Genomic DNA, 25,759 nt, shown 5'->3' on the forward strand with positions numbered 1-25,759 from the left:
AATAAATCGACTTGCGTGAAGCTTTTAATCGTCCACTGCATCAAGGAATTCGTCTACCACGGGCATCTCACCCAATCGTGACGGAATGTTTAACCCGAAGTGCAGATAGGCATGGCGCGTCACCACACGGCCCCTTGGCGTGCGCATGATATAGCCCTGCTGGATCAGGTACGGCTCCAGCACATCTTCGATGGTATGGCGCTCTTCACTGATGGCCGCCGCCAGGCTGTCGACACCCACCGGGCCGCCGTCGAACTTCTCGATCATGGTCAAGAGTAGACGTCGATCCTGATGATCGAAGCCGTGCTCGTCCACATCCAACAGGTTCAAGGCCAGGTCCGCCACAGCCTTGGTGATGTGCCCCTTGGCCCGTACTTCGGCAAAGTCACGCACGCGACGCAGCAGGCGGTTGGCAATCCGTGGCGTGCCCCGGGCCCGACGGGCAATTTCGAACGCGCCTTCCGGGTCCAGGGGCAGGCCGAGAATACTGGCCGAACGGCTGACGATGGTCGCCAGGTCGGCAGTGCTATAGAACTCCAGACGTTGAACGATGCCGAAACGGTCTCGCAGCGGGTTGGTGAGCATGCCTGCACGGGTCGTCGCCCCCACCAGCGTGAACGGTGGCAAGTCGAGCTTGATCGAGCGGGCGGCCGGGCCTTCGCCGATCATGATGTCGAGCTGGAAGTCTTCCATCGCCGGGTACAGCACTTCCTCGACGATTGGCGAGAGCCGGTGGATCTCGTCGATAAACAGGACGTCATGGGGCTCGAGGTTGGTGAGCAATGCCGCCAAATCACCTGGGCGCTCCAGCACCGGGCCGGAGGTGGACTTGATCGACACGCCCATCTCCTGGGCAATGATGTTGGCCAGGGTGGTTTTACCCAGCCCCGGCGGGCCGAAGATCAAGGTGTGGTCCAAGGACTCACTGCGCCCGCGCGCGGCCTGGATAAACAACTCCATCTGCTCACGCACGGTGGGCTGGCCGATGTATTCGGCCAGGCTCAGGGGGCGGATGGCCCGGTCCTGGACTTCTTCACGGTCACGGGGCCCGGTGGCCGCGATCAGACGATCAGCTTCAATCACTTAAATCATTCCCTTCAGGGCTCGGCGGATCATGTCTTCGCTGCTCAGATTCTTGTCCTTGATGGCCGATACGGCCTTGCTGGCCTCCTGCGGCTTGTAGCCCAGGGAAATCAGCGCACTCACCGCATCGCTTTCAGCACTCGCGACCTGGCCCGCCGGCATATCCGGCTGGTTCGGCACCAGGGCGAACATGCTCGGCACCACTTCCCAGGCCTTAAAGCGGTCCTTGAGCTCTACCAGCAGGCGCTCGGCGGTTTTCTTGCCCACACCCGGCACCTTGGTCAGCGCCGAGGTGTCCTGGGCCGACACGGCACGTACCAGCTCATCCACTTCCAGGCTCGACATCAACGCCAGGGCCAATTTAGGCCCCACGCCATTGAGGCGAATCAGTTCGCGGAAGAAGTCGCGGTCGCGCTTGCCAATGAAACCATAGAGTAGTTGCGCATCTTCGCGCACCACCAGATGGGTATGCAGCGTTATCGGTTCACCGACCGACGGTAGGCGGTACAGGGTGGTCATGGGCACTTCCAGCTCATACCCCAGCCCGTTTACATCCAGAATCAGGTGCGGCGGCTGTTTCTCAGCCAGGGTGCCGCGCAAGCGTCCAATCACGGTTCAGATCCTTAAAGCTTGGAGGTCAGATCAAGGCCTGACCGGAAATAACGATTGCGCTGATGCTATCAGAGACGCAGGCGTCCGCCACGACTGCGTGCCGTACCCAAGCCGTGAGGCAGCAGGCTGGAGCGTGTGTGTGCATGGCAAATGGCAATAGCCAGGGCGTCGGAGGCATCGATCTGCGGTTTTGAGGTGAGCTTGAGCATGTGCATGACCATCATCTGCACCTGTTCTTTATTTGCCGCGCCGGTGCCGACCACGGCCTGCTTGACCTGGGTCGCGGTGTATTCGGCGATTTCCATGCCCTCTTCGGCTCCTGCCACGATGGCAGCGCCACGCGCTTGCCCGAGCTTAAGGGCCGAGTCGGCGTTTTTTGCCATGAACACTTTTTCAATGCCCATGGTCACCGGCCCGTAGGTCTGGATTACTTCACGCACACCGCGATAAACGATCTGCAGGCGCTCGGCCAACTCGCCGGCGCCGGTGCGAATACAGCCCGAAGCGACGTAGACGCAGCCGCGCGGGGTGTGTTGCACCACACCAAAACCGGTGATGCGCGAACCGGGGTCGATACCTAGGATTAAAGTCATAACGCCTGCAGGTCGGGTAAACACATTTTTTGATACACCGTAGTTCCAATGTGGGAGGGGGCTTGCCCCCGATAGCGGTCGTCCAGTTAGACATAAGCTGACTGATACACCGCTATCGGGAGCAAGCCCCCTCCCACATTTGGATCTACGTCATTCTTCAGCCTAGCTGTTCGGCTACGGATTCCGGGATGTCGGCATTGGAATACACGTTTTGCACATCATCCAGGTCTTCGAGCATATCCAGCATCTTCAGCACCTTCTGCGCACCATCCAGGTCCAGCTCGGCGCTGGTGGTCGGCAGCATCACGATTTCCGCGTCAGTACCTTTGAAACCGGCAGCTTCGAGCGCATTACGCACCGCGTAGAAACTGGCGAACGAGGTAAACACGTCGATGGAGCCATCATCATTGGTGACCACGTCGTCGGCATCGGCCTCCATTGCAGCCTCCATCAACGCGTCTTCATCCGTGCCCGGCGCAAAGGAAATCTGGCCCTTGCGTTCGAACAGATAAGCCACCGAACCATCCGTGCCGAGGTTGCCGCCACACTTGCTGAACGCATGACGCACGGCAGCGGCGGTGCGGTTGCGGTTATCGGTCATGCATTCGACCATCACTGCCACGCCACCCGGGCCGTAGCCTTCGTAGCTCAACTCGACCATATCGTCGGTGTCGGCAGCGCCCGCGCCACGAGCCACGGCACGGTCGATAATGTCACGACTCATGTTGGCGCCGAGGGCCTTGTCCAGCGCCAGGCGCAGACGCGGGTTGGAGCCCGGGTCACCACCGCCCTGGCGGGCAGCGACCGTCAGCTCGCGAATCCACTTGGTGAAGATCTTGCCTTTCTTGGCATCCTGACGCTCTTTGCGGTGCTTGATGTTCGCCCACTTGGAATGGCCAGCCATAACACAACTCCGAAATTCTCTAGAAACCTTATCAATCCCGCCCCAGGCCGGATTTCTTTCTTTAAAGCACAGCCCTTGTAACGCAAAGGCGCATCCGAAGATGCGCCTTTAAGACTGCGTAAACCTCAGTGCGCTTTCACGCAGCAGCCTTACTCAGCCTTCGGCGTCTCACGCAGACGGATGTGCAGCTCGCGCAACGCCTTGGCATCCACCACACCTGGAGCCTGGGTCATGACGTCGGCAGCACTCTGGGTTTTCGGGAAGGCGATCACTTCACGGATCGACTGGGCACCGGTCATCAGCATTACCAGGCGGTCGAGACCGAAAGCCAAGCCACCGTGGGGCGGCGCACCGTATTTCAGGGCGTCGAGCAGGAAGCCGAATTTCTCTTCCTGTTCCGCTTCGTTGATGCCCAGCAGGCGGAAGACCGCTTGCTGCATCTCTTTACGGTGGATACGGATCGAACCGCCACCCAGCTCAGTACCGTTCAACACCATGTCATACGCGCGGGACAGAGCGCCTGCCGGGTTGGCTTCCAACTCTTCGGGCGAGCACTTCGGCGCGGTGAACGGGTGGTGCAAGGCGCTGAAGCTGCCGTCGTCGTTTTCTTCGAACATCGGGAAGTCGACGACCCACATCGGTGCCCATTTGCAGGTCAGCAGGTCCAGGTCGTGGCCCAGCTTGATCCGCAGCGCGCCCAAGGCTTCGCTGACGATCTTGGCTTTGTCGGCGCCGAAGAACACGATGTCGCCGTCGACCGCGCCCACGCGATCCAGGATCACATTGAGGTTGGCTTCCGGGATGTTCTTCACGATTGGCGACTGCAGGCCTTCAACACCCTTGGCGCGTTCGTTGACCTTGATGTACGCCAGGCCCTTGGCACCGTAGATGCCGACGAACTTGGTGTAGTCGTCGATCTGCTTGCGCGGCATGCTTGCGCCGCCAGGCACGCGCAGGGCGGCGATGCGGCATTTCGGGTCGTTGGCCGGACCGCTGAATACCTTGAAATCAACTTCGGTGAGTTGGTCGGCCACGTCCACCAGTTCCAGCGGGTTACGCAGGTCTGGCTTGTCGGAACCGTAGCGGCGCATGGCTTCTTCGAAGGTCATGTGCGGGAATTCGCCGAACTCCAGGTCCAGCACTTCCTTGAACAGGTTGCGGATCATCTGCTCGGTGATGCCCATGATCTCTTTTTCATCGAGGAAGCTGGTCTCGATGTCGATCTGGGTGAATTCCGGCTGACGGTCTGCGCGCAGGTCTTCGTCGCGGAAGCACTTGGCGATCTGGTAGTAACGGTCAAAGCCGGCCACCATCAGCAGTTGCTTGAACAGCTGCGGCGATTGCGGCAAGGCGAAGAAACTGCCGGCGTGGGTACGGCTAGGCACCAGGTAGTCACGCGCGCCTTCCGGGGTGGCCCGGGTCAGGATAGGCGTCTCGACGTCAAGGAAGCCGTTCTCGTCGAGGAAGCGGCGGATGCTGGTGGTCATGCGCGAACGCAGGCGCAGCTTCTCGGCCATTTCCGGACGACGCAGGTCCAGGAAGCGGTAGCGCAGGCGGGTTTCTTCGCCGACGTCGGAGTATTCATTCAGCGGGAACGGCGGGGTTTCCGATTCGTTCAGTACTTCCAGCTCGTAGCCCAGCACTTCGATCGCACCGGATGCCATGTTCGCGTTCACGGCACCGGCAGGACGCAGGCGAACCTTGCCGGTGATCTTCACGACGTACTCGCTGCGCACGCGGTCAGCGGCGGCGAAGCTCTCGGCGCGGTCCGGATCGAATACCACCTGGGCCAGACCATCACGATCACGGATATCGAGGAAGATCACCCCGCCGTGGTCGCGGCGACGGTGAACCCATCCGCAAAGGGTGATTTCCTGACCATCCAGGGTCTCGTTCAGTTGGCCGCAATAGTGGCTGCGCATCATGGTAGTGGTTTCACTTCTCGTAATTCGAAATTCGGTGGAGGCCTGCCTCGTCACCGTACATTAAAGCAGGGGACGGATAATGCAGGAGCCTGCGCATGGAGTTCAACTCAGTCTGCTTTGTCGCCGCCCGCCAGGTTCTTTTTCGAACCGGTCTTGAAATCGGTCTCGTACCAGCCGCTGCCGCTCAGGCGGAAGCCCGGCATCGACAACATCTTCTTGAGTTCAGGTGCCTGGCAGGCCGGGCAATCGACCAGCGGCTCGGCGCTGATCTTCTGGATGGCTTCCAACTGATGTCCACAGGAAGCACATTGATAGTCGTACATGGGCATGGCGATGTCTCGGCGATCGATCGTTACTGTGCCGCGCCCGCTCCTGATAGAGAGCAGAGGGAGAAAGCCCCGGCAGCAGCAAAGCGCGGGATTATATCTGGTAAATCGAGGCAGCGCAGCCGGCTTTCTGCCCGGAGCCTGGTCCACCTCGACGGCGGACCAGCCCCGGGGCCTGCCGATTACTCAGGGTTCGGTAAGCTGGCACGGCCTTTTAACAGATGAACCACACACACCACCCTGACCAACCCACTGAAGTTCTTCACGCCTCCATAGCGCAAGTGCACTTCCCGATCGACATAGGACAGCAATGCACTGACAGAGCAGGCATTGATCCTGGCTATCTCCGTGAGGATATTCCAATAGATCTGCTCAAGCCGAAGACAAGTGGAAAACCCATTGAGCCTTACTGATCGGGACAATGGCTTGGCCAGCCCCATATCGAAACCCTTGGCGAAGGGGTCGACGTTTATCTTATGAAAACCAGCGGTTTCCATCACTCCAATATCCACTCCACGTGACATACACCTGACACTCCATTGCCAAACAACAGCCCATGGGTTCTCCCATTGGACAGTGGCCCTATAAGACAGCAGGACGCAGCAGGCAGCCAGAAGACGGGACGTTTATAGGCGTAGGACAACGCCAGGAAATGCGTGGAAACAAGCAAGTGGCGCCACAATGGCGCCACTCAGGGTGACGTTTACTGGTTTTCGAGCAGGGATCGCAGCATCCACGCGGTTTTCTCGTGAACCTGCATGCGCTGGGTCAGCAGGTCCGCAGTCGGCTCATCGCTGACCTTGTCGAGCAATGGGAAAATACCGCGCGCGGTACGCGTGACCGCCTCCTGGCCCGCCACCAGTTGCTTGATCATCTCTTCTGCGCTGGGTACGCCCTCTTCTTCCTTGATGGAGGAAAGACGGGCGTAGATCGAATAGGCGCCCGGTGCCGGGAAACCCAGGGCACGGATACGCTCGGCTATGGAGTCCACCGCCAGCGCCAGCTCGTTGTACTGCTCTTCGAACATCAGGTGCAGCGTACGGAACATGGGGCCCGTGACGTTCCAATGGAAGTTGTGGGTCTTCAAGTACAGTACATAGGTATCGGAAAGCAGCCGTGAAAGCCCATCGACGATGGATTTACGATCTTCTTCACTGATACCGATATCGATTGCCATGTTTATCCCCTTCAATTGACAAGCATTCATTGATCCGGTGCAGGACCACTCTAGCAAGAGCGCCGGAGATGCGCAGCCCGCCCCCCTCCGGCGACATGCGGCAAATCGCCCCCGCACGACCGGTCACCCCGTGCAGGACAAGCCTGTGGGACGCATAGGAAATTTCCTTTAAGACCGCCTGAAACTCCTGCACATGTCTAGGACCAGCGTTTCCCCCGGAAATGCCATACCCCTTTCAACCCCACAAAATGCTTGATTTGAGTAGGCACGGCCTTTGCTGTTAAATAGGCAGCGTGTCGCCGCCGTTAAATTCCACGGCAAGCGGCATAGGCTGATACCCGCGCACGTGCCCAACGCCTCCCATTGTTCAGAAGCGAACCGTGCCGGTCAGCTCTTCCTTGTGATCCGTCTTAACGTGAGTTAATCAAAATGTTGAAAATCGTCCACCTGCTAACGGGCGTTGCAGCTTTGCTGCTGTCCTTTATCCCGAACCTGCAGCCTGAAAGCCTGCCCTACCTGCAACAACACGACGCTCTGTACCTGGCCTTGTTCGGCCTTCTTAACCTGACGCTCGCTCCCGTAATTCCTTACTGGAACAAAGGCACGCGTCATCAACTGCAAAATCTGGTCAGCGCGCTGCTGGTACTGACCGTTGTCGTACAAACCCTCACCCTCCTGGCACCTATGCCTGAAGTGGGCGGCCATCCGGCTATCCTGCTCAGCCTGGTGATTGCTGTGGTCGCCATCGTTCTTCACCTGGCCATCAGCTTCTACCGTTCGTCCCCAGCGGCCGCGTCGCAAAACTACGACATGACCAACCGGGATACCGGTACCGTCAAGTGGTTCAATACCTCCAAAGGCTTCGGCTTTATTTCCCGTGATTCGGGCGACGACATCTTCGTGCACTTCCGGGCGATCCGTGGCGAAGGCCATCGCGTCCTGGTGGAAGGCCAGCGCGTGGAGTTCTCCGTGATGAATCGCGACAAAGGCCTGCAAGCCGAAGACGTGATCGCTGCCCTGCCGCGCCGCTGATTCCAGCCGGCGCAGCAAAAAAAACCGCGATCCAGCCTGGCTGGGTCGCGGTTTTTTATTGCACCCGGATTAATAGTGCGGTGGCGGCGCCTCTTCTTCGGACGTCTCGAACTGACCGCCCATTTCTTCCTGACGCTTGAGCAGCGCGGTCATCTGCAGTTGCAGGCGTTCAACCGCGCGCTGCTGGGCGACCAGGATGTCATTGAGGGTCTCGATGGTGTCGTCCTGAAACGCCAGGCGGCTTTCCAGGTCGGTGACGCGGTCTTGCAAGTCCATGGTTCAACCCTGGGTAAAGATGAAGTCGGCAGGCAGCAACTCGCGCAGGTGCACACGAATCGCCGCCACTTGTTCTTCAGTGTACGGCTGTGCCGGATGCTTGCCCCACACTGGCGCCGGCCAGGCGGCGTCATCCCGTTTGCGTACGATCACATGCACATGCAATTGGCTGACGACATTGCCCAGCGCACCGATATTCATCTTGTCGGCGCCCAGGCCTTCGTTGAGTAACTGCGCCAGAAACGTAGTTTCCTTCCAGAGGATTTGTTGATCTGCGACATCCAGCTGAAACACTTCGCTGATACCGTTGATGCGTGGCACCAGGATGAACCAGGGGTAGTTCGAGTCATTGGACAGCAGCAGGCGGCACAACGGGAAGTCCCCGATGACCAGTGTGTCTTGTTGCAGGCGTTGATCTAAGGCGAACACCACGGGCACTCCGTTTGGCAAGTCAAGTTCTGGCGCCCAGCATACCTTCGAATGCATGCGGCTTCACGGCGAATGCGGGAGAGCCCCGGCGCATCTCGATAAAAAAACCGCACTCTTTCGAGGCAGGCGAATAATTGAGCTACGCTAATTCGGGCCTCACCGGGATGCACCAAAATGACCCACTTGTGCTTCAAAGAGATCCGCCAACTACCCACCCATGAGGGTGGACCGGTAACGTTTTTCTCTTGGAGCGTTTTTTTGTACCACCCAACAGCGGTAACACACGGGCGTCAAGCCCAAACCAAACGGCGTAAAAAGCCCGTGCTTATGCGGTCTTTACACCACCGTAACGTTTTTCACGAAAAAATGACATTCAGTTACCGGTTTGGGCGCGCTTGTTGCATTCAACCCCATATCGTCGACAACGGCACCCGCATGGAAGTGAGTGTTTCGCGATAAGAAACAGTGGCGTTTCAATGCGCACCAAGGAAGACGGCAAACGCGGAGAGGCGTTTTAAAACAGCATTGAAGTTGTCAGTCCCGTTACATTCGGACTGTGAATTTGCGACATGGAGCTAGCAATTTACGACAGCCTCGTAAAGAAGCTGAAAGGAAAGATGGGTAAGTATCGTCAATAGGGTCTGCGTGATATAACTTTGCGCCGACACAAAAAAGAAAGAGCCGCCCAGATAAAAATACAGGTGGGACGGCAGTACTCTTCCTAAAACCAAAGGAGCAAATCACGATGCGCGTGATGAAGTGGAGCATGATCGCCCTGGCTGTTTCAGCAGGCACCTCGCAGTTCGCAATGGCGTCCTCCCAGGACGATTCCAAGGGCTTTGTTGAAGACAGTACGTTCAGCATTAACACTCGCGCTCTGTACTTCAGCCGCGATTTCCGTAATGAGCCAGCGGGCGGTTACGACACCGTCAACGGCAAGCGTAAAAGCCGGGCTGAAGAAACTGGCTTAGGCTTCAATGCTCTGTACGAGTCCGGCTTCACCCAAGGCACTATAGGTGTCGGTGTTGACGTAATCGGCCTGCTGGGCGTGAAACTCGACAGCGGTAAGGGTCGTGCAGGTACCGGCCTGTTCCCAACCGGCTCCGATGGTCGTTCACAAGACGATTACTCCAAAGGCGGTGGCGCCGTTAAGTTCCGTATCTCCAATACCGTCCTGAAAATCGGTGACCAGTACACCACAGCTCCAGTGTTCGCTTCCGATGACAGCCGTCTGCTGCCAGAGCTGCCACAAGGCATCTCGATCACCAGCAACGAGATCAAGGGCCTGAAACTGGAAGGCGGTCACTTCACTTCCAGCGTCGCGCAGAGCCAGACCTACCATGACAGCCTGGGCCTGACGAAGACCGACTTTGTCGGCGGCGTCTACTCGTTTACCCCAGAGTTCACCGGCAGCCTGTACTACGCGAAAACCGAAGATTACTTCCGCAAGTACTACAGCAACCTGAACTGGACCCATGCACTTAGCGACGACCAGTCGTTCGCCTTGGACTTCAACATCTACGACACCAAGAGCGACGGTGCCGGCCTGCAGCGCGCCGAAAAAGATGGCACGACCAAGCTCGACAACCGCGCATTCAGCTTGCAGGGTGCTTACACCATCGGTGCTCACACCTTTACCCTGGCAGCCCAGAAGGTTACCGGCGACGGCGACTACGGCTACGGTGTAGACGGCGGCGGCACAGTGTTCCTGGCCAACTCCATTGCCCGTTCCGACTTCAACGCCGAAGGCGAGAAGTCTTACCAGGCTCGTTACGACATTAACATGGCAACCTTCGGCATTCCTGGCCTGAGCTTCATGACTCGTTACGTAACCGGTAGCGGCGCCAACACCGCCACCACCTCGAACGGTAAAGAGTGGGAACGCGACATCGAAGCCAAGTACGTGATCCAAAGCGGTCCTGCCAAAGACCTGAGCCTGCGTCTGCGTCAAGCGACCTATCGCTCCGGTGATGGCGTGTACTACGGTTCGCCTTCGATCGACGAACTGCGTCTGATCGCGAACTACCCGCTGAACATCCTGTAATTGCCGGTTCAATTACAACGATGACTTAAGGCCTCGGCCTTAAACAAAAAAGCCGCTCCCCTGTTTACAAGGGAGCGGCTTTTTTATTGCAGTTTTATTTCAGCAACTAAATAACTAGCAAGCTAACTAACGAGATTCAGATGACACGTTTAACCTGACCTTTCGGCCAAGTTAAACACGCGTCTTTCGCTTACTTCGGTGCTGCTTCCTGCATGACTCGAATAACGCGCTGCGGAAATGGAATATCAATCCCCGCGGCCTTTAAACGGTCACGCGACAGTTCATTAAGCATGAACACTACATCCCAATAATCCGGGGTGTTGGTCCAGCAGCGCAGGGAAACGGTGATCGAGCTATCGCCCAAGGTCGAAACCACGGCCACTGCAGCCGGATCAGTCAATACGCGCGGGTCTTTTGCCAGTTCCAGCAGCACTTCACGGGCTTTCTGCAGATCAGCCTCGTAGTCCACACCCACATCAAACACTACCTTGCGGGTCGGCTGACGGTTGGTGTTGGTGATAATGCCGTTGGACAGGATGCCGTTGGGCACGATCACGGTCTTGTTGTCGCCGGTACGCAGTACGGTATGGAAGATCTGGATGCTATCGACAGTCCCCGAGGTGCCCTGGGCTTCGATCCAGTCACCAATGCGGAACGGGCGGAACAACAGAATCAGCACGCCACCGGCGAAGTTGGCCAGGCTGCCTTGCAACGCCAGGCCGATGGCCAGGGTAGCGGCACCGATGGCAGCCACGAACGAGGTGGTCGCCACGCCGATCATCGACGCCACACTGACAATCAGCATGACTTTCAGCGCGATGTTCGCAAGACTGGTGATGAAGTGCTGCAGCGCCAGGTCCGCGTTCCGCATGGCCAGCAGGCGGCCCACGCGGTGGGTCAATACGTTGATCAGCCACCAGCCGATGGCCAGGGTGATCACCGCCAGCAACACCCGGCTGCCATATTCCATGATCATCGGGATCCACGACTGTGAAGTCTTGATCAAGTGATCCATTTCAGCGTTTAAATCCATGTAGCGTCTCCTGTATGGCGGATGTGGGTTTTATTGGCGGCCTAATAACGCAAATGAGCCCCGTAGGGCTCAAGTGCAGGCACAAGTTCTGGGGCGTGGGACGTCAAAAAAACCCACAGGTTCCCCAAAGTGCCATCAGTCGCGGAAGTTATTGAACTGCAGCGGCATATCGAAGGTCTTGGCGCGCAGGGCGGCAATGGCGTCCTGCAGATCATCGCGCTTCTTGCCGGTGACGCGAACCTGCTCACCCTGGATGGCAGCCTGGACTTTCAGCTTGGCATCCTTGATATGGGCGACGATCTTCTTCGCCAGCTCCTTGTCGATGCCTTCCTTGAGTACGGCTTCCTGCTTCATCAGCTTGCCGGAGGCGTAGGCGTCCTTGATTTCAAGGCACTGCGCGTCGATCTTGCGCTTGACCAGCGACAGTTTGAGGATCTCGATCATCGCTTCCAGTTGGAAATCGGCTTCAGCGGTCAGGTTGACCGTCAGTTCCTTTTCCTTGAATTCGAAGCTGCCCTTGCCTTTCAAGTCATAGCGGCGGTCCAGCTCCTTGACGGCGTTCTCGACGGCGTTGGTGACTTCGTGTTTGTCCAGTTCAGATACCACGTCGAACGAAGGCATGTGATTTCTCCAATATAAGGGGCCGGCTCAGTAGAGATGGAGCGCGCCCGAGCTAAAATGCCGGGGCATTATAGCGGTTCTTTCGTCCCGTTCACTGTGAGCGACCCTACGGAGCAAAAACTGATGTCGACCATCTGGCATATTCTCGGCGCCGGCAGCCTGGGCACACTGTGGGCCACCCGCCTGGCTCGCGCCGGCGTGCCCGTCAGGTTGATCCTGCGCGATGCCGCGCGCCTGGCCAGCTACCGAGCCTCGCCAGGCTTGACTCTGGTGGAACACGGCGTAGCCCACACCTACCCGGTGTTCGCCGAAAAACCCGACAGCCCCGAGCCGATTCATCGCCTGCTGGTGGCCTGCAAGGCCTACGACGCCGAGGGCGCTGTCGCACAACTGCAACATCGCCTGGCACCGGACGCCGAGCTGATCCTGCTGCAAAACGGCCTCGGCAGCCAGGACGCGGTGGCGGCGCAACTGCCCCAGGCGCGCTGCATTTTTGCCTCCAGCACCGAAGGCGCGTTTCGCGACGGTGACTGGCGCGTGGTGTTTGCCGGCCATGGCTACACCTGGCTGGGGGACGCGAGCCACCCTACCCCACCGATCTGGCTGGACGATCTGCACACCGCCGGCATCCCCCACGAATGGAGTACCGACATTCTGACGCGGCTGTGGCGCAAGCTGGCGCTCAATTGCGCGATCAACCCGCTGACCGTGCTTTACCAATGCCGCAACGGCGAACTGCAAAGCCATCAATGTGAAGTCGCGACCCTGTGCGCCGAACTCGGCGAACTGCTGGAATGCTGCGGCCAGCCCGCTGCCGCGCTGGATCTGCAACATGAAGTGGAACGGGTCATCCAGGCCACGGCCGCCAACTATTCCTCCATGTACCAGGACGTGGCCAACGCCCGCCGCACCGAAATCAGCTACCTGTTGGGCTATGCTTGCCAGGCGGCTGCCCGTCACCAATTGAGCCTGCCGCATTTGCAACAGCTGCAAGTGCGCCTGGTTGACCAGTTACTTGCACGCGGATTGCCCCGCGACTGAGCCACGCGCTACCCTGCCCGCCTGTCTATCACCTGGGAAAACCCTGATGCCGCTGCGCCAGCGTCTAGAAAACCTACCGGTCGGGCAGAAACTGCTGGCCGCCCTGCTGGTGCTGCTGACCACCGTCTTGCTGGTGGCCAACCTGACCTTTATCAGTGCCGCCTACTGGATCTCCCAGGAAAGCATGGCACCCCAGGCCTTGCAGGCCATCGGCCGGCTGGTGTCCAACCCGGCCCTCGCTGCCGAAGCCCTCGAATCCCCGGCCAAGGCCGATGCGCTGCTCAATGAACTGACCAGCTATTCGCCCCTGCGCGCTGCCGCCCTGTACGACAGCGAAGGCAATCTCCTGGCGCAGATGCAACACGGCGATCGCCTGCACCTGCCGGACAACTACCGGCATATCGAAGCCTGGCGAGTGACCGAGTTTCGCAGTAACCAGGTCATCACCCTGCCCCGCCCCGGCCAAGCGTCCGGTCACCTGCTGCTGGTGGCCAGCAGTGAACTGCCGGTGGCCTTCTATACCGGCACATTGACGGCGAGCCTGGGCATCCTGATTTTCAGTGTGCTGCTGTGGCTGATCATCGCCCGGCAGATCAAACGCCTGATCACCCGGCCGATCCATGAACTCGAAGAACTGTCGCGCCAGGTAACCCGCGAAGAGAACTACGCCCTGCGCGCCAGCCGTGGCAACCACGATGAAATCGGCAGCCTGGCCGAAGCCTTCAACACCATGTTGTCGCGCATCGAAGCCCGTGAGCAGCAGCTCAAACGCGCGCGGGACGATTCCCAGGCGGCCTACGACCAGGCACAAGGGTTGGCCGAAGAGACACGCCACACCAACCGCAAGCTGGAGCTGGAAGTCCAGGTGCGCAGCAAGATCGAGAAAAAACTCACCGGTTTCCAGAACTACCTGAACAGCATCATCGACTCCATGCCTTCGGCACTGATCGCCTTGGACGAACAGCTCTACGTCACCCAATGGAATCAGGAGGCCACGGCCTTGTCCGGCACGCGTCTGGATGAAGCGCTGAATCAACCGATCTACCTCGCCTTCCAGCCGCTCAAGCCCTACCTGCCGCAGATCAAGGCCACGGTGGAGCAGCACACGGTGGAACGCATCGAGCGCGTTACCTGGATCAAGGACGACGAACCCAAGCATTACGCCCTGACCTTCTACCCGCTGATGGGCGGTGCCGGGCGCGGCGTGGTGATCCGTATCGACGACATCACCCAGCGCCTGTCACTGGAAGAAATGATGGTGCAGTCGGAAAAAATGCTCTCCGTCGGCGGGCTTGCTGCCGGCATGGCCCACGAGATCAACAACCCGCTGGGGGCGATCCTGCATAACGTGCAGAACATTCGCCGTCGCCTGTCCCCGGACCTGCCCAAGAACCTGGAGCATGCCGAACAGGTGGGCATTGAGCTGGACACCGTCAACCGCTACCTGCAAAGCCGCGAAGTGCCGCAATTGCTCGACGGCATCCAGCAGGCGGGGGCACGGGCGGCGAAAATCGTCACCCACATGCTCAGTTTCAGCCGCCGCAGCAACCGGCAGATGGCACCTTGCGACTTGCCGGCGCTGATCGACCAGGCGGTAGAGATCGCCGGTAACGACTTTGACCTGGCCATTGGCTTCGACTTCAAGGGCCAGGCGATCATCCGTCAGTTCGATCCGCAACTGGGCCCGGTGCCCGGCACTGCCAACGAACTCGAACAGGTGCTGCTCAACCTGCTGAAAAACGCCGCCCAGGCCATTCATCTACGTGAAGACGACAGCGAGCCGGGGCGCATCATCCTGCGCACGCGCCTCAACCCGCCGTGGGCAGAAATCCAGGTGGAAGACAACGGCATCGGCATGAGCGAGAACGTGCGCAAACGCACCTTCGAGCCGTTCTTTACCACCAAGGAAATCGGCCAGGGCACCGGGCTTGGGCTGTCGGTGTCGTATTTCATCATCACCAACAACCACAAAGGCCAGATGGAAGTGCACTCCACCCTCGGCCAGGGCACCTGCTTCACCTTGCGCCTGCCCTTGGCGGGCCAACTGCCACCTTACGAACTCACCCAACTGGAGCACTGACCATGGGCTTTCGCCTGTCGAAGATTTACACCCGTACCGGCGATAAAGGCGAAACCGGCCTCGGCGACGGTCGCCGCGTGCCCAAGGACCATCCACGGGTGGAAGCCATCGGCGAAGTGGATACGTTGAACAGTCAGCTCGGATTATTGCTGGCCTATCTCGAAGCACTCGGCGGGCAGTATCCGGGCTTACAGGACGTGATCGAGGTGCTGACGCCTTGCCAGCATCGATTGTTCGATCTGGGCGGCGAGTTGGCGATGCCAGAGTACAAAGCCCTGAATGCAGCAGAAGTGGATCGGCTGGAAGCGGCGATTGATCGCTGGAATGAGGAAGTGGGGCCGCTGGAAAACTTTATCTTGCCTGGTGGTTCAGCGCTGATTGCCCAGGCCCATGTATGCCGCAGCCTGGCGCGCAGTGCCGAGCGACGCTGTCAGCACCTGAATGCAGTGGAACCGCTGGAAGGGGTGGGGTTGGCGTATATCAATCGGTTGTCGGATTTGCTGTTTGTGGCCGCGCGGGTGATTGCCAAGCGCCAGGGTGTTACAGAAGTGTTGTGGCAGGCGGCGGCAAAGCCACACTGATGATGATTCGGTGACTGATAGGCCTCATCGGGGGCAAGCGCCCTCCCACATTTTGATCACATTCCAAAGTTGGAACTCGGTCGAATGTGGGAGAGGGCTTGCCCCGATAGGCATGGGTATCTACACAATTTTCAGAGACTGGCGAGTTCCCCTGTGGCGAGCGGGCTTGTCGAATCGTCGCACCGCCCGCGTTGGGCTGCGAAGCAGCCCCAAAACCAGCCTCCACAGAGTGTCTGATACACCGCGTTCTTCCTTACTGGGGCTGCTACGCAGCCCTACGCGGGACAAGCCCGCTCGCCACAACAGCCCTATCTGCCGGGCGTTCAGCGTTGAGCAAAAGTTGTGTCGATACCCATGCCCCGATAGGGCCCTTCAGAGCCCCCTCAAACCTCAGGCCAGAACGCCCGGATCCCTGCGACACCTTGAGCGCCGGCTTCCCACGCCTGCTCCCGCTGCGCAGGCCCTACCCCACCCAACAGAAACACCGGTTTGCTGAACCCACGGATCAACTCCGCCGCCGGCTCCCAGCCCAACGGCTGGGCATCGGGATGGGTCTGGGTCGGCTGCACCGGCGACAGCGTGACAAAATCCACGTCCATCAATTGCGCCAATGCCAGTTCTTCCGCGTTATGGCATGACGCCGCCAACCAGCGATCCTTCGGCAATGGCCGACCTTTGCTCGCATATTTGCGCAGTTGAGCCGAGGTCATATGCCAGCCGGCCGCCGGGAAGTCCCCGAGCCATTCAAACGGCCCCTTGAGCATCAACTGCGCCTTACCGGCGCACAGGCCCACCGCATCTACCGCGAGGTCGCGGTATTTGGGGTCGTAACCGTTGGGCGCACGCAGCTGGATCAGCTTGATACCGCCGGCGACAGCCTTCTGAATCCCGCGCAAGAGCGTTGGCGTTTCCAGCTCGCCGGGAGTGATCAGGTAGTCGGCGGGCAAGCGCGCAGCAGCCACGATCGGCGCATTGGCTGCTGGAAACTCATAGTTGGGCAGATCCCGCGGGGCCACCCATTCCAGCGGTTGTCCCTCGGCACCGTGGGGCTCGCCGGTAAAGGCCGAGACTTCCCAGACATCCAGCAACACCTGCTTGTCCGGGTAGTCATGCTGCACCTTGATCAGCGGTCGCGCCGTGGTGACCTGGATACCCAGCTCTTCCTGCAATTCACGGGACAGGGCCGTGGCGACCGACTCATCGGCCTCCACCTTGCCACCGGGAAACTCCCAGAGACCGCCCTGATGCTGGGTATCGGCACGGCGCGCCAGCAGGATCCTGCCGTCGACACCGCGGATCACCGCTGCTGCTACATGCACTCGTTTCACCGCGCTTATCCTCTTCTATCAGGTACGGTATTCCGCATTGATCTTCACGTACTCGTGGGACAGGTCGGTGGTCCAGATGGTTTCGCTGCACTCACCACGACCGAGTTCGATGCGGATGGTGATTTCTTCCTGCTGCATCACCGCCGAGCCCTGGGCTTCGGTGTAGGTTTCGGCGCGGGCGCCACGGCTGGCGATGCACACGTCGCCAAGGAACACGTCGATCTTGCTCACGTCCAGGTCCGGCACACCGGCACGGCCGACGGCAGCCAGTATGCGGCCCCAGTTCGGGTCGGAGGCGAACAGCGCGGTCTTGATCAGCGGCGAGTGGGCCACGGTGTAGCCGACATCCAGGCATTCCTGGTGGTTGCCGCCGCCGTTGACTTCAACCGTCACGAACTTGGTCGCGCCTTCGCCGTCACGCACGATGGCCTGGGCCACTTCCATGCACACCTCGAACACCGCTTGCTTCAGCGCCGCGAACAGCGGGCCGCTGGTGGAGGTGATTTCCGGCAGGTCGGCTTTACCGGTGGCGATCAGCATGCAGCAATCGTTGGTCGAAGTGTCGCCATCGATGGTGATGCGGTTGAACGACTTGTTGGCGCCATCCAGCATCAGGCTGTGCAGCACGTCGCGGGAGACCTTGGCGTCGGTGGCGATATAGCCAAGCATGGTGGCCATGTTCGGGCGGATCATGCCCGCGCCTTTGCTGATGCCGGTCACGGTGACCGTCACGCCATCGTGCACGAACTGGCGGCTCGCGCCTTTTGGCAGGGTATCGGTGGTCATGATGCCGGTGGCGGCGCCTGCCCAGTTATCCACAGACAAGTCATCCAGCGCGGCTTGCAGGGCGCCTTCGATTTTCTCCACCGGCAGCGGCTCACCGATGACCCCGGTGGAGTACGGCAGCACCTGGCTGGCGTCCACACCGGCCAGTTGGGCCAGCTTGGCGCAGGTGCGCGCAGCGGCGACCAGTCCAGGCTCGCCGGTACCAGCGTTGGCATTACCGGTATTGGTCAGCAGGTAACGGATCGGGCCGGCAACACGTTGTTTGGCCAGGATCACCGGCGCGGCGCAGAAGGCGTTGAGGGTGAACACGCCCGCAACGGTCGAGCCTTCGGCACAGCGCATCACCACCACATCCTTGCGCCCTGGGCGCTTGATGCCGGCCGAAGCGATACCGAGTTCAAAACCGGCAACCGGGTGCAATGTGGGCAAAGGACCAAGACCAACAGCCATGAATGCGCTCCTTAAAAATAGGTGATGTCTGTGCCGTCGTGATCGACGGTGAAATTAATGGCAAAACGCCGCGACGGCAGAGGCCGGTCGCGGCGCGGGGTGTTGCAGCGTCAGGCGAAAATCTTATTCGATCTGGCCGTGGCAGTGTTTGAATTTCTTGCCCGAACCGCAGTAGCACAGTTCGTTGCGGCCCAGCTTCTGATCGTTGCGTACCGGGGTCTGGGCCAGGGCCACATCGACCTCCTCGCCCAACACCTCAGGTACTTCCAGGCCCGGCGCTTCGTCGTGCTGGAACTGCATGCGCGCCGCCAGTGCTTCGGCTTCCTGACGCAGGCGAGCTTCTTCCTCGACCGGGTCTTCGCGACGCACTTGAACGTGGGACAGCACACGAATCGAATCGCGCTTGATCGAATCCAGCAACTCGGAGAACAGCGTGAACGACTCGCGCTTGTACTCCTGCTTCGGGTTCTTCTGGGCATAGCCACGCAGGTGGATGCCGTGACGCAGGTGATCCATGGTCGACAGGTGGTCTTTCCACAGGTCGTCCAGCACGCGCAGTACGATTTGCTTCTCGAAGGTGCGCAGTGCTTCGGCACTCGCCTGCTCTTCCTTCTCGTTGTACGCGGCCAGCAGCTCGGTCATGAGCTTCTCGCGCAGGGTCTCTTCGTACAGGTGGTCGTCTTCGTCGAGCCATTGCTGGACCGGCAAGTCGACACCGAAGTCGCTCTTCAATGCAGCTTCCAGACCGGCGACGTCCCACTGCTCAGGCAGCGATTGTGGCGGGATATGGGCGCTGACGGTGGCGTTGAGCACATCCTGACGGAAATCGGCGATGGTCTCGCCAATGTTGTCGGCGGCCAGCAACGTGTTACGCATGTGATAGATCACTTTACGCTGTTCGTTGTTGACGTCATCGAACTCGAGCAGTTGCTTACGAATGTCGAAGTTACGGCCTTCGACCTTGCGCTGGGCCTTCTCGATGGCATTGGTCACCATGCGGTGCTCGATCGCTTCACCGGACTGCATGCCCAGGGCCTTCATGAAGTTCTTCACCCGATCCGAGGCGAAGATACGCATCAGGCTGTCTTCCAGGGACAGGTAGAAGCGGCTGGAACCGGCGTCACCCTGGCGGCCGGCACGACCACGCAGCTGGTTGTCGATACGACGCGATTCGTGACGCTCGGACGCGATCACCTGCAAGCCACCGGATTCCAGCACGGCCTGGTGGCGTTTCTGCCAGTCGGCCTTGATCTGGGCGATCTGCTCGGGGGTCGGGTTGTCCAGCGAAGCCACTTCCACTTCCCAGTTGCCGCCCAACAGGATGTCGGTACCACGACCGGCCATGTTGGTGGCGATGGTCAGCGCGCCTGGGCGACCGGCCTGGGCAATGATCTCGGCTTCTTTTTCGTGGAACTTGGCGTTGAGGACCTTGTGCTCGATGCCTTCCTTGTTGAGCAGGTTGGAGACGTGCTCGGAAGTCTCGATGGTGGCGGTACCCACCAGGATCGGACGACCCTGGGCCATGCCGTCCTTGATGTCGTTGATGATCGCCGCGTATTTCTCTTCGGCGGTCAGGAACACCAGGTCGTTGAAGTCTTTACGGGCCAGCGGCTTGTTCGGCGGGATAACCACTACCGACAGACCGTAGATCTGGTGGAATTCGAACGCTTCGGTGTCGGCGGTACCGGTCATGCCGGACAGCTTGTTGTACAGACGGAAGTAGTTCTGGAACGTGGTGGACGCCAACGTCTGGCTTTCGGCCTGGATGTTAAGCACTTCCTTGGCTTCGATGGCCTGGTGCAGGCCTTCGGACAGACGACGACCCGGCATGGTACGACCGGTGTGTTCGTCAACCAGTACGACCTGGCCGTCCTGCACGATGTATTCGACGTTGCGGTGGAACAGCTTGTGGGCGCGCAGGCCGGCATACACGTGGGTCAACAGGCCCAGGTTGTGTGCCGAGTAGAGGCTTTCGCCCTCGGCCAGCAGGCCGATCTGGGTCAGCATGTCTTCGACGAACTGGTGACCGGCTTCGTTGAGTTCAACCTGGCGGGTCTTCTCGTCGATGGTGAAGTGACCTTCTTTGGTCACCACGCCTTCCACTTCCTCGATGTGCTGCTCAAGACGCGGGATCAACTTGTTGATCTCGGTGTACAGGCGCGAGCTGTCTTCGGCCTGGCCGGAGATGATCAGTGGGGTACGGGCTTCGTCGATGAGGATGGAGTCGACTTCGTCGATCACGGCAAAGTTGAGTTCGCGCTGGAATTTTTCTTCCATGCTGAACGCCATGTTGTCGCGCAGGTAGTCGAAACCGAATTCGTTGTTGGTGCCGTAGGTAATGTCGGCGGCGTAGGCGGCGCGTTTCTCTTCCGGCGGCTGGAACGGCGTTACCACGCCGACGGTCAGGCCGAGGAATTCATACAGCGGGCGCATCCAGTTGGCGTCCCGGCGAGCCAGGTAGTCGTTCACCGTCACAACGTGCACGCCCTTGCCGGACAGTGCGTTGAGGTAAACACCCAGGGTTGCCACCAGGGTCTTGCCTTCACCGGTACGCATTTCGGCAATCATGCCTTCATGCAAGGTCATGCCGCCGATCAACTGGACGTCGAAGTGGCGCATGCCCATGACACGCTTACCGGCTTCACGGGCAACCGCAAAGGCTTCGGGAAGCAGCTTGTCGAGGGTTTCACCTTTGGCTATGCGGGCCTTGAACTCTTCGGTCTTGGCGCGCAATTGCTCGTCCGAAAGGGCAACCATCTGCTCTTCGAAGGCATTGACCAGCTGCACCGTCTTGAGCATGCGTTTGACTTCGCGCTCATTCTTGCTTCCAAAAAGTTTCTTTAACAAAGGCGCAAACATATCGGCAGGTTCTTCCACACATAGGGATGGAGGGCGCACCGTGAGTGGCCCGAGCAGCCCTCACGGCCGCATGCGAACGCGCATTCTACCCGGAATCGTGGGTGAGGAAAGTGGCGTTGTTCCCCGAGGCTGGCATGGGGCTATGAGAGGGCTTGTTTAAAATAAGGGCTTTTGCGCGAACTTCAACCCGTGGAGCTGATGGATTTTGTGGATAAAGCCCCGGCAATGCATTGCCCGGGGCCGCGTAGACGCTTTCTGCTAAGATGGCCGCTCTGTTACTTAAGGTGTCCAATCATGGCATTTCGCCCTCTTACAGCCCGCGCCCCCAGCGTGTTGCTTCGCGAAGCCAAGCCGTTGAAAGCCATCTTTGGCCATGCGCAGCGCTTGGGCCATTTGCAACGCCTGCTCGAAAGCCAACTGCAACCGGCCGCCCGCGAACACTGCCATGTGGCGTCCTGGCGTGAAGGCAACCTGCTGCTGATTGTCACAGATGGTCACTGGGCGACCCGCCTGCGCTATCAGCAAAAACGCCTGCAGCGTCAATTAATGGCATTCGATGAGTTTGCCAGCTTGACGCGCATCCAGTTCAAGGTGCAGCCGCCGACCGTACAGCAAGGCGCGGCAGGCCACACGATGGACTTGTCGGAGACGGCGGCCGAGACGATTCAGGCCACGGCCGACGGCATCAGCGATCCGGGCTTGCGCGCGGCACTTGAGCGGCTGGCCGCCCATGGCAAGCCCAAGCCCTGAACCGCTACTTGCGCTTGCTGCCCCCCAGCAAAGACCCCAACAAACCACGCACCAGTTGGCGCCCCATCTGATTGGCCGCCTGCTGCATCGCGGATTTCAGCGCCTTGCCTGCGGTGGTTCCCAAAAACGCCCCGGCCTTGTCAGTGAAGCTAGGTTCTTCGTCCGCCTGCCTGGCCTCTTCGGTCGGTCCAAGCTCCTTGCGCGCCATCAATACTTCATAGGCCGACTCGCGATCAATCGGCTTGTCATAGCGCCCCTGCAACGGCGAACTGGTCACCAATGCAACGCGTTCAGCGGCGCTGAGCGGCCCGATTCGCGATTGCGGCGGAGCGACCAATACGCGCTGGACGACTTCCGGGGTACCTTTTTCCTGCAACGTGCCCACCAATGCCTCACCGGTGCCCAACTCGGTCAATACCGATAAAGCATCAAACGCCGGGTTCGGCCGGAACCCGTCTGCTACCGCCCGCAAGGATTTCTGTTCTTTCGTGGTGAATGCCCGCAGGCCATGCTGGACCCGCAACCCCAGTTGCGCCAGCACGCTGTCCGGCAGGTCGCCCGGCGATTGGGTAACGAAATACACCCCCACACCTTTGGAGCGAATCAGCCGCACCACTTGCTCCAGGCGCTCTTGCAAAGCCTTGGGCGTGTCGGCGAACAACAAATGCGCCTCGTCGAAAAACAGCGCCAGCAACGGTTTGTCGGCATCGCCGCGCTCCGGCAGTTGCTCGAACAATTCCGCCAACAGCCACAGCAGGAAGGTCGCGTACACCTTCGGGGCTTCATGCACCAGGCGGCTGGCGTCTAACAGATGGATACGCCCGCGCCCATCGCTGGTGGGCTGCAAGATGTCTTCAAGCTGCAAGGCCGGCTCGCCAAACAGGGCCTCGGCGCCCTGCTGCTCCAATACTGCCAGGCGCCGCAACAGCGCCTGGCTGGAGCCGGTGGTCATCAGCGCCGCGTCTTCGCCGAGCAACTCCGGGTGATAGCGCAGGTGGTTGAGCAGTGCCTTGAGGTCCTTGAGATCCAGCAGCAACAGGCCTTCGCGATCCGCCACCTTGAAGGCCGCATAAAGGGCCGACTGCTGGCTGTCGGTGAGTTCCAGCAAACTGCCGAGCAACAACGGCCCCATTTCGCTGATGGTGGTGCGCAGCGGATGACCGGACTGCCCATGGATGTCCCACAGCGTGACGGGGTACGCCTTGGCTGTGTAATTAAGGAAAGGCATGCCGGCGATACGCTCTGCCACCTTGCCCTGGGGGGTGGCGGCGGCACCCAGGCCACAGAGGTCACCTTTGATATCAGCCGCAAATACCGCCACGCCCGCATCACTGAAGGCTTCGGCCAGGCGTTGCAACGTGACCGTCTTGCCGGTGCCCGTGGCGCCGGCGATCAACCCGTGACGGTTGGCCAGGCGCATGGCCTGGGCAATGGGCTGGCCGTCAAGACCGGCCCCGATAAGGAGTTGCGTGGAGTCAGGCATTTCGTCACCCATGGTTAATCTTTAATGTCGCCAGGTCGATAAGACAGATGTGAGACCTACAAAGTCTAAAAAACGCTCAGATAGTTCCTACAGGGACCAACGGAAATATCAAACTTTTTTGACGCTACCCTCCCGCGTGTTCCACAAGGACGCGCTTCGGATATTAAGACCTTAGCGGACCCTTCAAGCTATGAATAAAAACTTGCGTTTCAGCCATAAAATCCTGCTTGCAGCCTCCCTTATCGTCATCGCGGCCTTCGCACTGTTCACCCTCTACAACGACTACCTGCAACGCAACGCCATTCGCGACGACCTCAACAATTACCTGCATGAAATGGGCGATGTCACCGCCAGCAACATTCAGACCTGGCTCACCGGGCGCATTGCGCTGGTGGAAAACGCGGCACAAAACATCGCCATCAACCCTGAGCCTTCGACCGTTGCCAGCCTGCTGGAGCAGAAAGCCCTGACGTCGTCCTTCATGGCTACCTACGTGGGCGACAGCAAAGGGGCCTTCACCATCCGCCCCGACACGAAGATGCCAGATGGCTTCGACCCACGCGTTCGGCCTTGGTACAAGGGCGCCCAAAGCAGCAACGGCTCAACACTGACCGAACCGTATATCGATGCCGCTACCGGGCAGTTGATCATTTCCATCGCCACCCCCAGCGCCAAAGGCGGCCAGAGCATCGGCGTGGTGGGCGGCGACCTGAGCCTGCAAACCCTGGTGGATAACATTGGTGCGCTGAACTTCGGCGGCATGGGCTACGCGTTCCTGGTCAGCGCCGACGGCAAAGTGCTGGTGCACCCGGACAAAAACCTGGTGATGAAAACCCTGGCCGACATGTATCCAAAAAACACGCCGAAGATCAGCGGCGACTTCGGTGAAGTCCAAGCCAACGGCAAGGACAACATCGTGACCTTCAGACCGATCAAGGGCCTGCCGTCGGTGCACTGGTACCTGGGCATTTCGGTGGATAAAGACAAATCCTACGCCATGCTCAGCGAATTCCGCACCTCGGCGGTGATCGCCACGCTCATTGCGGTGGTGATCATCATTGCCTTGTTGGGCATGCTGATTCGCGTCCTGTTGCAACCGCTGCACGTGATGACCCGTGCCATGCAAGACATCGCCGACGGCGAAGGTGACCTGACTCGCCGCCTGACCATCGAGAATCACGATGAGTTCGGCACCCTGGGCACTGCATTCAATCGCTTCGTGGAGCGGATTCATACATCCATCCGCGAAGTATCCTCGGCCACCGAACAGGTCAATGAAGTCGCACTGCGGGTTGTCAGCGCGTCCAACTCGTCGATGGTCAACTCCGACGAACAGGCCAACCGCACCAACAGCGTTGCCGCCGCGATCAACGAACTGGGCGCCGCCGCCCAGGAAATCGCCCGTAACGCCGCACAAGCCTCCAATCAGGCCAGCGATGCGCGCCACCTGGCCGAAGACGGTCAACAGGTGGTTGAGCGCAATATCAAGGCGATGACTCAGCTGTCTGCAATGATCAGTGCTTCAAGCAGCAATATCGAAGCACTTAACAGCAAGACGGTGAATATCGGCCAGATTCTCGAAGTGATCACCAGTATTTCCCAGCAAACCAACCTGCTGGCATTGAACGCTGCCATCGAAGCTGCACGCGCCGGGGAAGCCGGGCGCGGGTTTGCGGTGGTCGCCGATGAAGTGCGTAACCTGGCCCATCGCACCCAGGAATCGGCACAGCAAGTACAAAAGATGATCGAGGAACTGCAAGTCGGCGCCCGAGACTCCGTCAGCACCATGAGCGACAGCCAGCGCCACAGCCATGACAGCGTGGAAATCGCCAACCTGGCCGGTGAGCGCCTTAACAGCGTGACCCAACGTATTGGCGAGATCGACGGCATGAATCAATCGGTGGCCACCGCCACTGAGGAGCAGACCTCGGTCGTGGAGTCGATCAACATGGACATCACCGAGATCAACACCCTCAATCAGGAAGGTGTGGAAAACCTGCAATCGACGCTGCGCGCATGCGCCGACCTGGAACAACAGGCGGCGCGGTTGAAACAGCTGGTGGGGAGCTTCCGGATCTGATCCAGGCACCCGTCGCTGGATTCAGCGGCGGGTTATTTTTCTTCTATGGATTGGGACGTTTCCTGTTCCTGCTCCCACAACTCGGCGGCACCTGGAAATTCGGTGCCGTCGTCACTGTCCAGCTCGTCCGGGTCATACCGGCTCAAACACCCCTCACCCAGTGTCGCGGGGGCTTTGGAGGTCGCTTTGTCGAGTGGGTCACTCATCAGTCAATCCTCAACGGCAGACAAAGAAAAAGGGCCTGCAGCGATTTAACGCCCAGGCCC

Annotated in this window: 24 protein-coding genes and 1 pseudogene; 8 read left to right on the forward strand and 17 right to left on the reverse strand. The window is 59.5% G+C overall.

All coding sequences use genetic code 11. The annotated features are described in order from the left end of the window. Positions 1-24: 24 nt before the first annotated feature. The 8 genes from ruvB to FIV39_RS21560 form a co-directional block, all read right to left on the reverse strand. Complete coding sequence (ruvB, locus tag FIV39_RS21525) at positions 25-1,083, reverse strand: Holliday junction branch migration DNA helicase RuvB (RefSeq protein ID WP_003193867.1); 1,059 nt, start codon at positions 1,081-1,083, stop codon at positions 25-27. Continuing rightward, on the reverse strand, positions 1,084-1,695 hold the full coding sequence (ruvA, locus tag FIV39_RS21530) for a Holliday junction branch migration protein RuvA (RefSeq protein ID WP_003175802.1): 612 nt from the start codon (positions 1,693-1,695) through the stop codon (positions 1,084-1,086). Between the two features lie 68 nt (positions 1,696-1,763). Beyond that, positions 1,764-2,288 (reverse strand): crossover junction endodeoxyribonuclease RuvC, encoded by a 525-nt coding sequence (gene ruvC / locus FIV39_RS21535; protein WP_024077147.1) that lies wholly within the window; start codon positions 2,286-2,288, stop codon positions 1,764-1,766. A gap of 157 nt (positions 2,289-2,445) precedes the next feature. Next, positions 2,446-3,192, reverse strand: coding sequence for a YebC/PmpR family DNA-binding transcriptional regulator (locus tag FIV39_RS21540; protein WP_090400566.1), 747 nt, complete (start codon positions 3,190-3,192; stop codon positions 2,446-2,448). 149 nt (positions 3,193-3,341) lie between these two features. After that, positions 3,342-5,117: an aspartate--tRNA ligase gene (gene aspS / locus FIV39_RS21545; RefSeq protein WP_027605538.1), complete on the reverse strand. Its 1,776-nt coding sequence runs from the start codon at positions 5,115-5,117 to the stop codon at positions 3,342-3,344. Between the two features lie 107 nt (positions 5,118-5,224). Then, entirely contained in the window at positions 5,225-5,446 is a 222-nt protein-coding gene (locus FIV39_RS21550; protein WP_090400567.1) for an FmdB family zinc ribbon protein, read from the reverse strand. 179 nt (positions 5,447-5,625) lie between these two features. Then, entirely contained in the window at positions 5,626-5,967 is a 342-nt protein-coding gene (locus FIV39_RS21555) for a ribbon-helix-helix domain-containing protein (protein WP_090400568.1), read from the reverse strand. A gap of 179 nt (positions 5,968-6,146) precedes the next feature. Then, positions 6,147-6,620: a Dps family protein gene (locus FIV39_RS21560; protein WP_003193874.1), complete on the reverse strand. Its 474-nt coding sequence runs from the start codon at positions 6,618-6,620 to the stop codon at positions 6,147-6,149. Between the two features lie 429 nt (positions 6,621-7,049). On the opposite strand from FIV39_RS21560, the gene FIV39_RS33765 reads away from it, so the two are divergent. Continuing rightward, positions 7,050-7,652 carry a cold-shock protein gene (locus FIV39_RS33765; RefSeq protein WP_090400569.1) on the forward strand — a complete coding sequence of 201 codons (603 nt, stop codon included), beginning with the start codon at positions 7,050-7,052 and terminating at the stop codon, positions 7,650-7,652. Between the two features lie 69 nt (positions 7,653-7,721). On the opposite strand, the gene FIV39_RS21570 is transcribed toward FIV39_RS33765, so the two are convergent. Together FIV39_RS21570 and FIV39_RS21575 are read right to left on the reverse strand one after the other, a co-directional pair. Then, complete coding sequence (locus FIV39_RS21570; protein ID WP_027605535.1) at positions 7,722-7,928, reverse strand: SlyX family protein; 207 nt, start codon at positions 7,926-7,928, stop codon at positions 7,722-7,724. Between the two features lie 3 nt (positions 7,929-7,931). Continuing rightward, positions 7,932-8,357 (reverse strand): HIT domain-containing protein, encoded by a 426-nt coding sequence (locus FIV39_RS21575; protein WP_090409783.1) that lies wholly within the window; start codon positions 8,355-8,357, stop codon positions 7,932-7,934. A 745-nt stretch (positions 8,358-9,102) separates the two neighbouring features. Between FIV39_RS21575 and FIV39_RS21580 the strand changes: the two genes are divergently transcribed. After that, positions 9,103-10,401, forward strand: a complete 1,299-nt coding sequence (locus FIV39_RS21580) for an OprD family porin (protein WP_090400570.1) — start codon at positions 9,103-9,105, stop codon at positions 10,399-10,401. 190 nt (positions 10,402-10,591) lie between these two features. Here the strand turns inward: FIV39_RS21580 and FIV39_RS21585 are convergent, their stop codons facing one another. Together FIV39_RS21585 and FIV39_RS21590 are read right to left on the reverse strand one after the other, a co-directional pair. After that, complete coding sequence (locus FIV39_RS21585; protein WP_090400571.1) at positions 10,592-11,434, reverse strand: mechanosensitive ion channel family protein; 843 nt, start codon at positions 11,432-11,434, stop codon at positions 10,592-10,594. A 135-nt stretch (positions 11,435-11,569) separates the two neighbouring features. Beyond that, positions 11,570-12,055, reverse strand: coding sequence for a YajQ family cyclic di-GMP-binding protein (locus tag FIV39_RS21590; RefSeq protein ID WP_053135814.1), 486 nt, complete (start codon positions 12,053-12,055; stop codon positions 11,570-11,572). Between the two features lie 123 nt (positions 12,056-12,178). Between FIV39_RS21590 and FIV39_RS21595 the strand changes: the two genes are divergently transcribed. The 3 genes from FIV39_RS21595 to FIV39_RS21605 are packed head-to-tail and all read left to right on the forward strand — an operon-like array spanning position 12,179 to position 15,757. Continuing rightward, complete coding sequence (locus tag FIV39_RS21595) at positions 12,179-13,096, forward strand: putative 2-dehydropantoate 2-reductase (RefSeq protein ID WP_090400572.1); 918 nt, start codon at positions 12,179-12,181, stop codon at positions 13,094-13,096. Between the two features lie 46 nt (positions 13,097-13,142). Further along, positions 13,143-15,176, forward strand: coding sequence for a sensor histidine kinase (locus FIV39_RS21600; RefSeq protein WP_090400573.1), 2,034 nt, complete (start codon positions 13,143-13,145; stop codon positions 15,174-15,176). A gap of 2 nt (positions 15,177-15,178) precedes the next feature. Next, a complete protein-coding gene (locus FIV39_RS21605) occupies positions 15,179-15,757 on the forward strand; it encodes a cob(I)yrinic acid a,c-diamide adenosyltransferase (protein WP_090400574.1) in 579 nt (192 codons plus the stop codon). A 383-nt stretch (positions 15,758-16,140) separates the two neighbouring features. Here the strand turns inward: FIV39_RS21605 and FIV39_RS21615 are convergent, their stop codons facing one another. The 3 genes from FIV39_RS21615 to secA form a co-directional block, all read right to left on the reverse strand. Beyond that, positions 16,141-17,085: a Nudix family hydrolase gene (locus tag FIV39_RS21615; protein ID WP_090400575.1), complete on the reverse strand. Its 945-nt coding sequence runs from the start codon at positions 17,083-17,085 to the stop codon at positions 16,141-16,143. A gap of 18 nt (positions 17,086-17,103) precedes the next feature. Then, positions 17,104-18,321 carry a bifunctional glutamate N-acetyltransferase/amino-acid acetyltransferase ArgJ gene (gene argJ / locus FIV39_RS21620; RefSeq protein WP_090400576.1) on the reverse strand — a complete coding sequence of 406 codons (1,218 nt, stop codon included), beginning with the start codon at positions 18,319-18,321 and terminating at the stop codon, positions 17,104-17,106. 123 nt (positions 18,322-18,444) lie between these two features. Next, positions 18,445-21,180 carry a preprotein translocase subunit SecA gene (secA, locus tag FIV39_RS21625; RefSeq protein ID WP_090400577.1) on the reverse strand — a complete coding sequence of 912 codons (2,736 nt, stop codon included), beginning with the start codon at positions 21,178-21,180 and terminating at the stop codon, positions 18,445-18,447. 294 nt (positions 21,181-21,474) lie between these two features. Between secA and FIV39_RS21630 the strand changes: the two genes are divergently transcribed. Next, positions 21,475-21,930 (forward strand): DUF721 domain-containing protein, encoded by a 456-nt coding sequence (locus tag FIV39_RS21630; protein WP_027605525.1) that lies wholly within the window; start codon positions 21,475-21,477, stop codon positions 21,928-21,930. 4 nt (positions 21,931-21,934) lie between these two features. Here the strand turns inward: FIV39_RS21630 and FIV39_RS21635 are convergent, their stop codons facing one another. After that, entirely contained in the window at positions 21,935-23,413 is a 1,479-nt protein-coding gene (locus FIV39_RS21635) for a helicase HerA-like domain-containing protein (protein WP_090409785.1), read from the reverse strand. Positions 23,414-23,603: 190 nt separating this feature from the next. On the opposite strand from FIV39_RS21635, the pseudogene FIV39_RS34015 reads away from it, so the two are divergent. After that, positions 23,604-24,635: pseudogene (locus FIV39_RS34015) on the forward strand (HAMP domain-containing protein); the annotation flags it as partial. Between the two features lie 93 nt (positions 24,636-24,728). After that, on the forward strand, positions 24,729-25,493 hold the full coding sequence (locus tag FIV39_RS34020; protein WP_390620711.1) for a methyl-accepting chemotaxis protein: 765 nt from the start codon (positions 24,729-24,731) through the stop codon (positions 25,491-25,493). Positions 25,494-25,525: 32 nt separating this feature from the next. Here the strand turns inward: FIV39_RS34020 and FIV39_RS33090 are convergent, their stop codons facing one another. Then, entirely contained in the window at positions 25,526-25,699 is a 174-nt protein-coding gene (locus tag FIV39_RS33090) for a hypothetical protein (protein ID WP_167361088.1), read from the reverse strand. Positions 25,700-25,759: the final 60 nt, after the last annotated feature.

It is taken from the genome of Pseudomonas grimontii, assembly GCF_007858185.1.
Classification (GTDB): Bacteria; Pseudomonadota; Gammaproteobacteria; order Pseudomonadales; family Pseudomonadaceae; genus Aquipseudomonas; species Aquipseudomonas grimontii.

Coding starts and splice junctions, on each gene's coding strand:
- ruvC (WP_024077147.1), bottom strand. CDS start 2,288: ATGACTTTAATCCTAGGTATCGACCCCGGTTCGCGCATCACCGGTTTT.
- FIV39_RS21540 (WP_090400566.1), bottom strand. CDS start 3,192: ATGGCTGGCCATTCCAAGTGGGCGAACATCAAGCACCGCAAAGAGCGT.
- aspS (WP_027605538.1), bottom strand. CDS start 5,117: ATGATGCGCAGCCACTATTGCGGCCAACTGAACGAGACCCTGGATGGT.
- FIV39_RS21550 (WP_090400567.1), bottom strand. CDS start 5,446: ATGCCCATGTACGACTATCAATGTGCTTCCTGTGGACATCAGTTGGAA.
- FIV39_RS21555 (WP_090400568.1), bottom strand. CDS start 5,967: ATGTCACGTGGAGTGGATATTGGAGTGATGGAAACCGCTGGTTTTCAT.
- FIV39_RS21560 (WP_003193874.1), bottom strand. CDS start 6,620: ATGGCAATCGATATCGGTATCAGTGAAGAAGATCGTAAATCCATCGTC.
- FIV39_RS33765 (WP_090400569.1), top strand. CDS start 7,050: ATGTTGAAAATCGTCCACCTGCTAACGGGCGTTGCAGCTTTGCTGCTG.
- FIV39_RS21570 (WP_027605535.1), bottom strand. CDS start 7,928: ATGGACTTGCAAGACCGCGTCACCGACCTGGAAAGCCGCCTGGCGTTT.
- FIV39_RS21580 (WP_090400570.1), top strand. CDS start 9,103: ATGCGCGTGATGAAGTGGAGCATGATCGCCCTGGCTGTTTCAGCAGGC.
- FIV39_RS21585 (WP_090400571.1), bottom strand. CDS start 11,434: ATGGATTTAAACGCTGAAATGGATCACTTGATCAAGACTTCACAGTCG.
- FIV39_RS21590 (WP_053135814.1), bottom strand. CDS start 12,055: ATGCCTTCGTTCGACGTGGTATCTGAACTGGACAAACACGAAGTCACC.
- FIV39_RS21595 (WP_090400572.1), top strand. CDS start 12,179: ATGTCGACCATCTGGCATATTCTCGGCGCCGGCAGCCTGGGCACACTG.
- FIV39_RS21600 (WP_090400573.1), top strand. CDS start 13,143: ATGCCGCTGCGCCAGCGTCTAGAAAACCTACCGGTCGGGCAGAAACTG.
- FIV39_RS21605 (WP_090400574.1), top strand. CDS start 15,179: ATGGGCTTTCGCCTGTCGAAGATTTACACCCGTACCGGCGATAAAGGC.
- argJ (WP_090400576.1), bottom strand. CDS start 18,321: ATGGCTGTTGGTCTTGGTCCTTTGCCCACATTGCACCCGGTTGCCGGT.
- secA (WP_090400577.1), bottom strand. CDS start 21,180: ATGTTTGCGCCTTTGTTAAAGAAACTTTTTGGAAGCAAGAATGAGCGC.
- FIV39_RS21630 (WP_027605525.1), top strand. CDS start 21,475: ATGGCATTTCGCCCTCTTACAGCCCGCGCCCCCAGCGTGTTGCTTCGC.
- FIV39_RS21635 (WP_090409785.1), bottom strand. CDS start 23,413: ATGCCTGACTCCACGCAACTCCTTATCGGGGCCGGTCTTGACGGCCAG.
- FIV39_RS34020 (WP_390620711.1), top strand. CDS start 24,729: ATGGTCAACTCCGACGAACAGGCCAACCGCACCAACAGCGTTGCCGCC.
- FIV39_RS33090 (WP_167361088.1), bottom strand. CDS start 25,699: ATGAGTGACCCACTCGACAAAGCGACCTCCAAAGCCCCCGCGACACTG.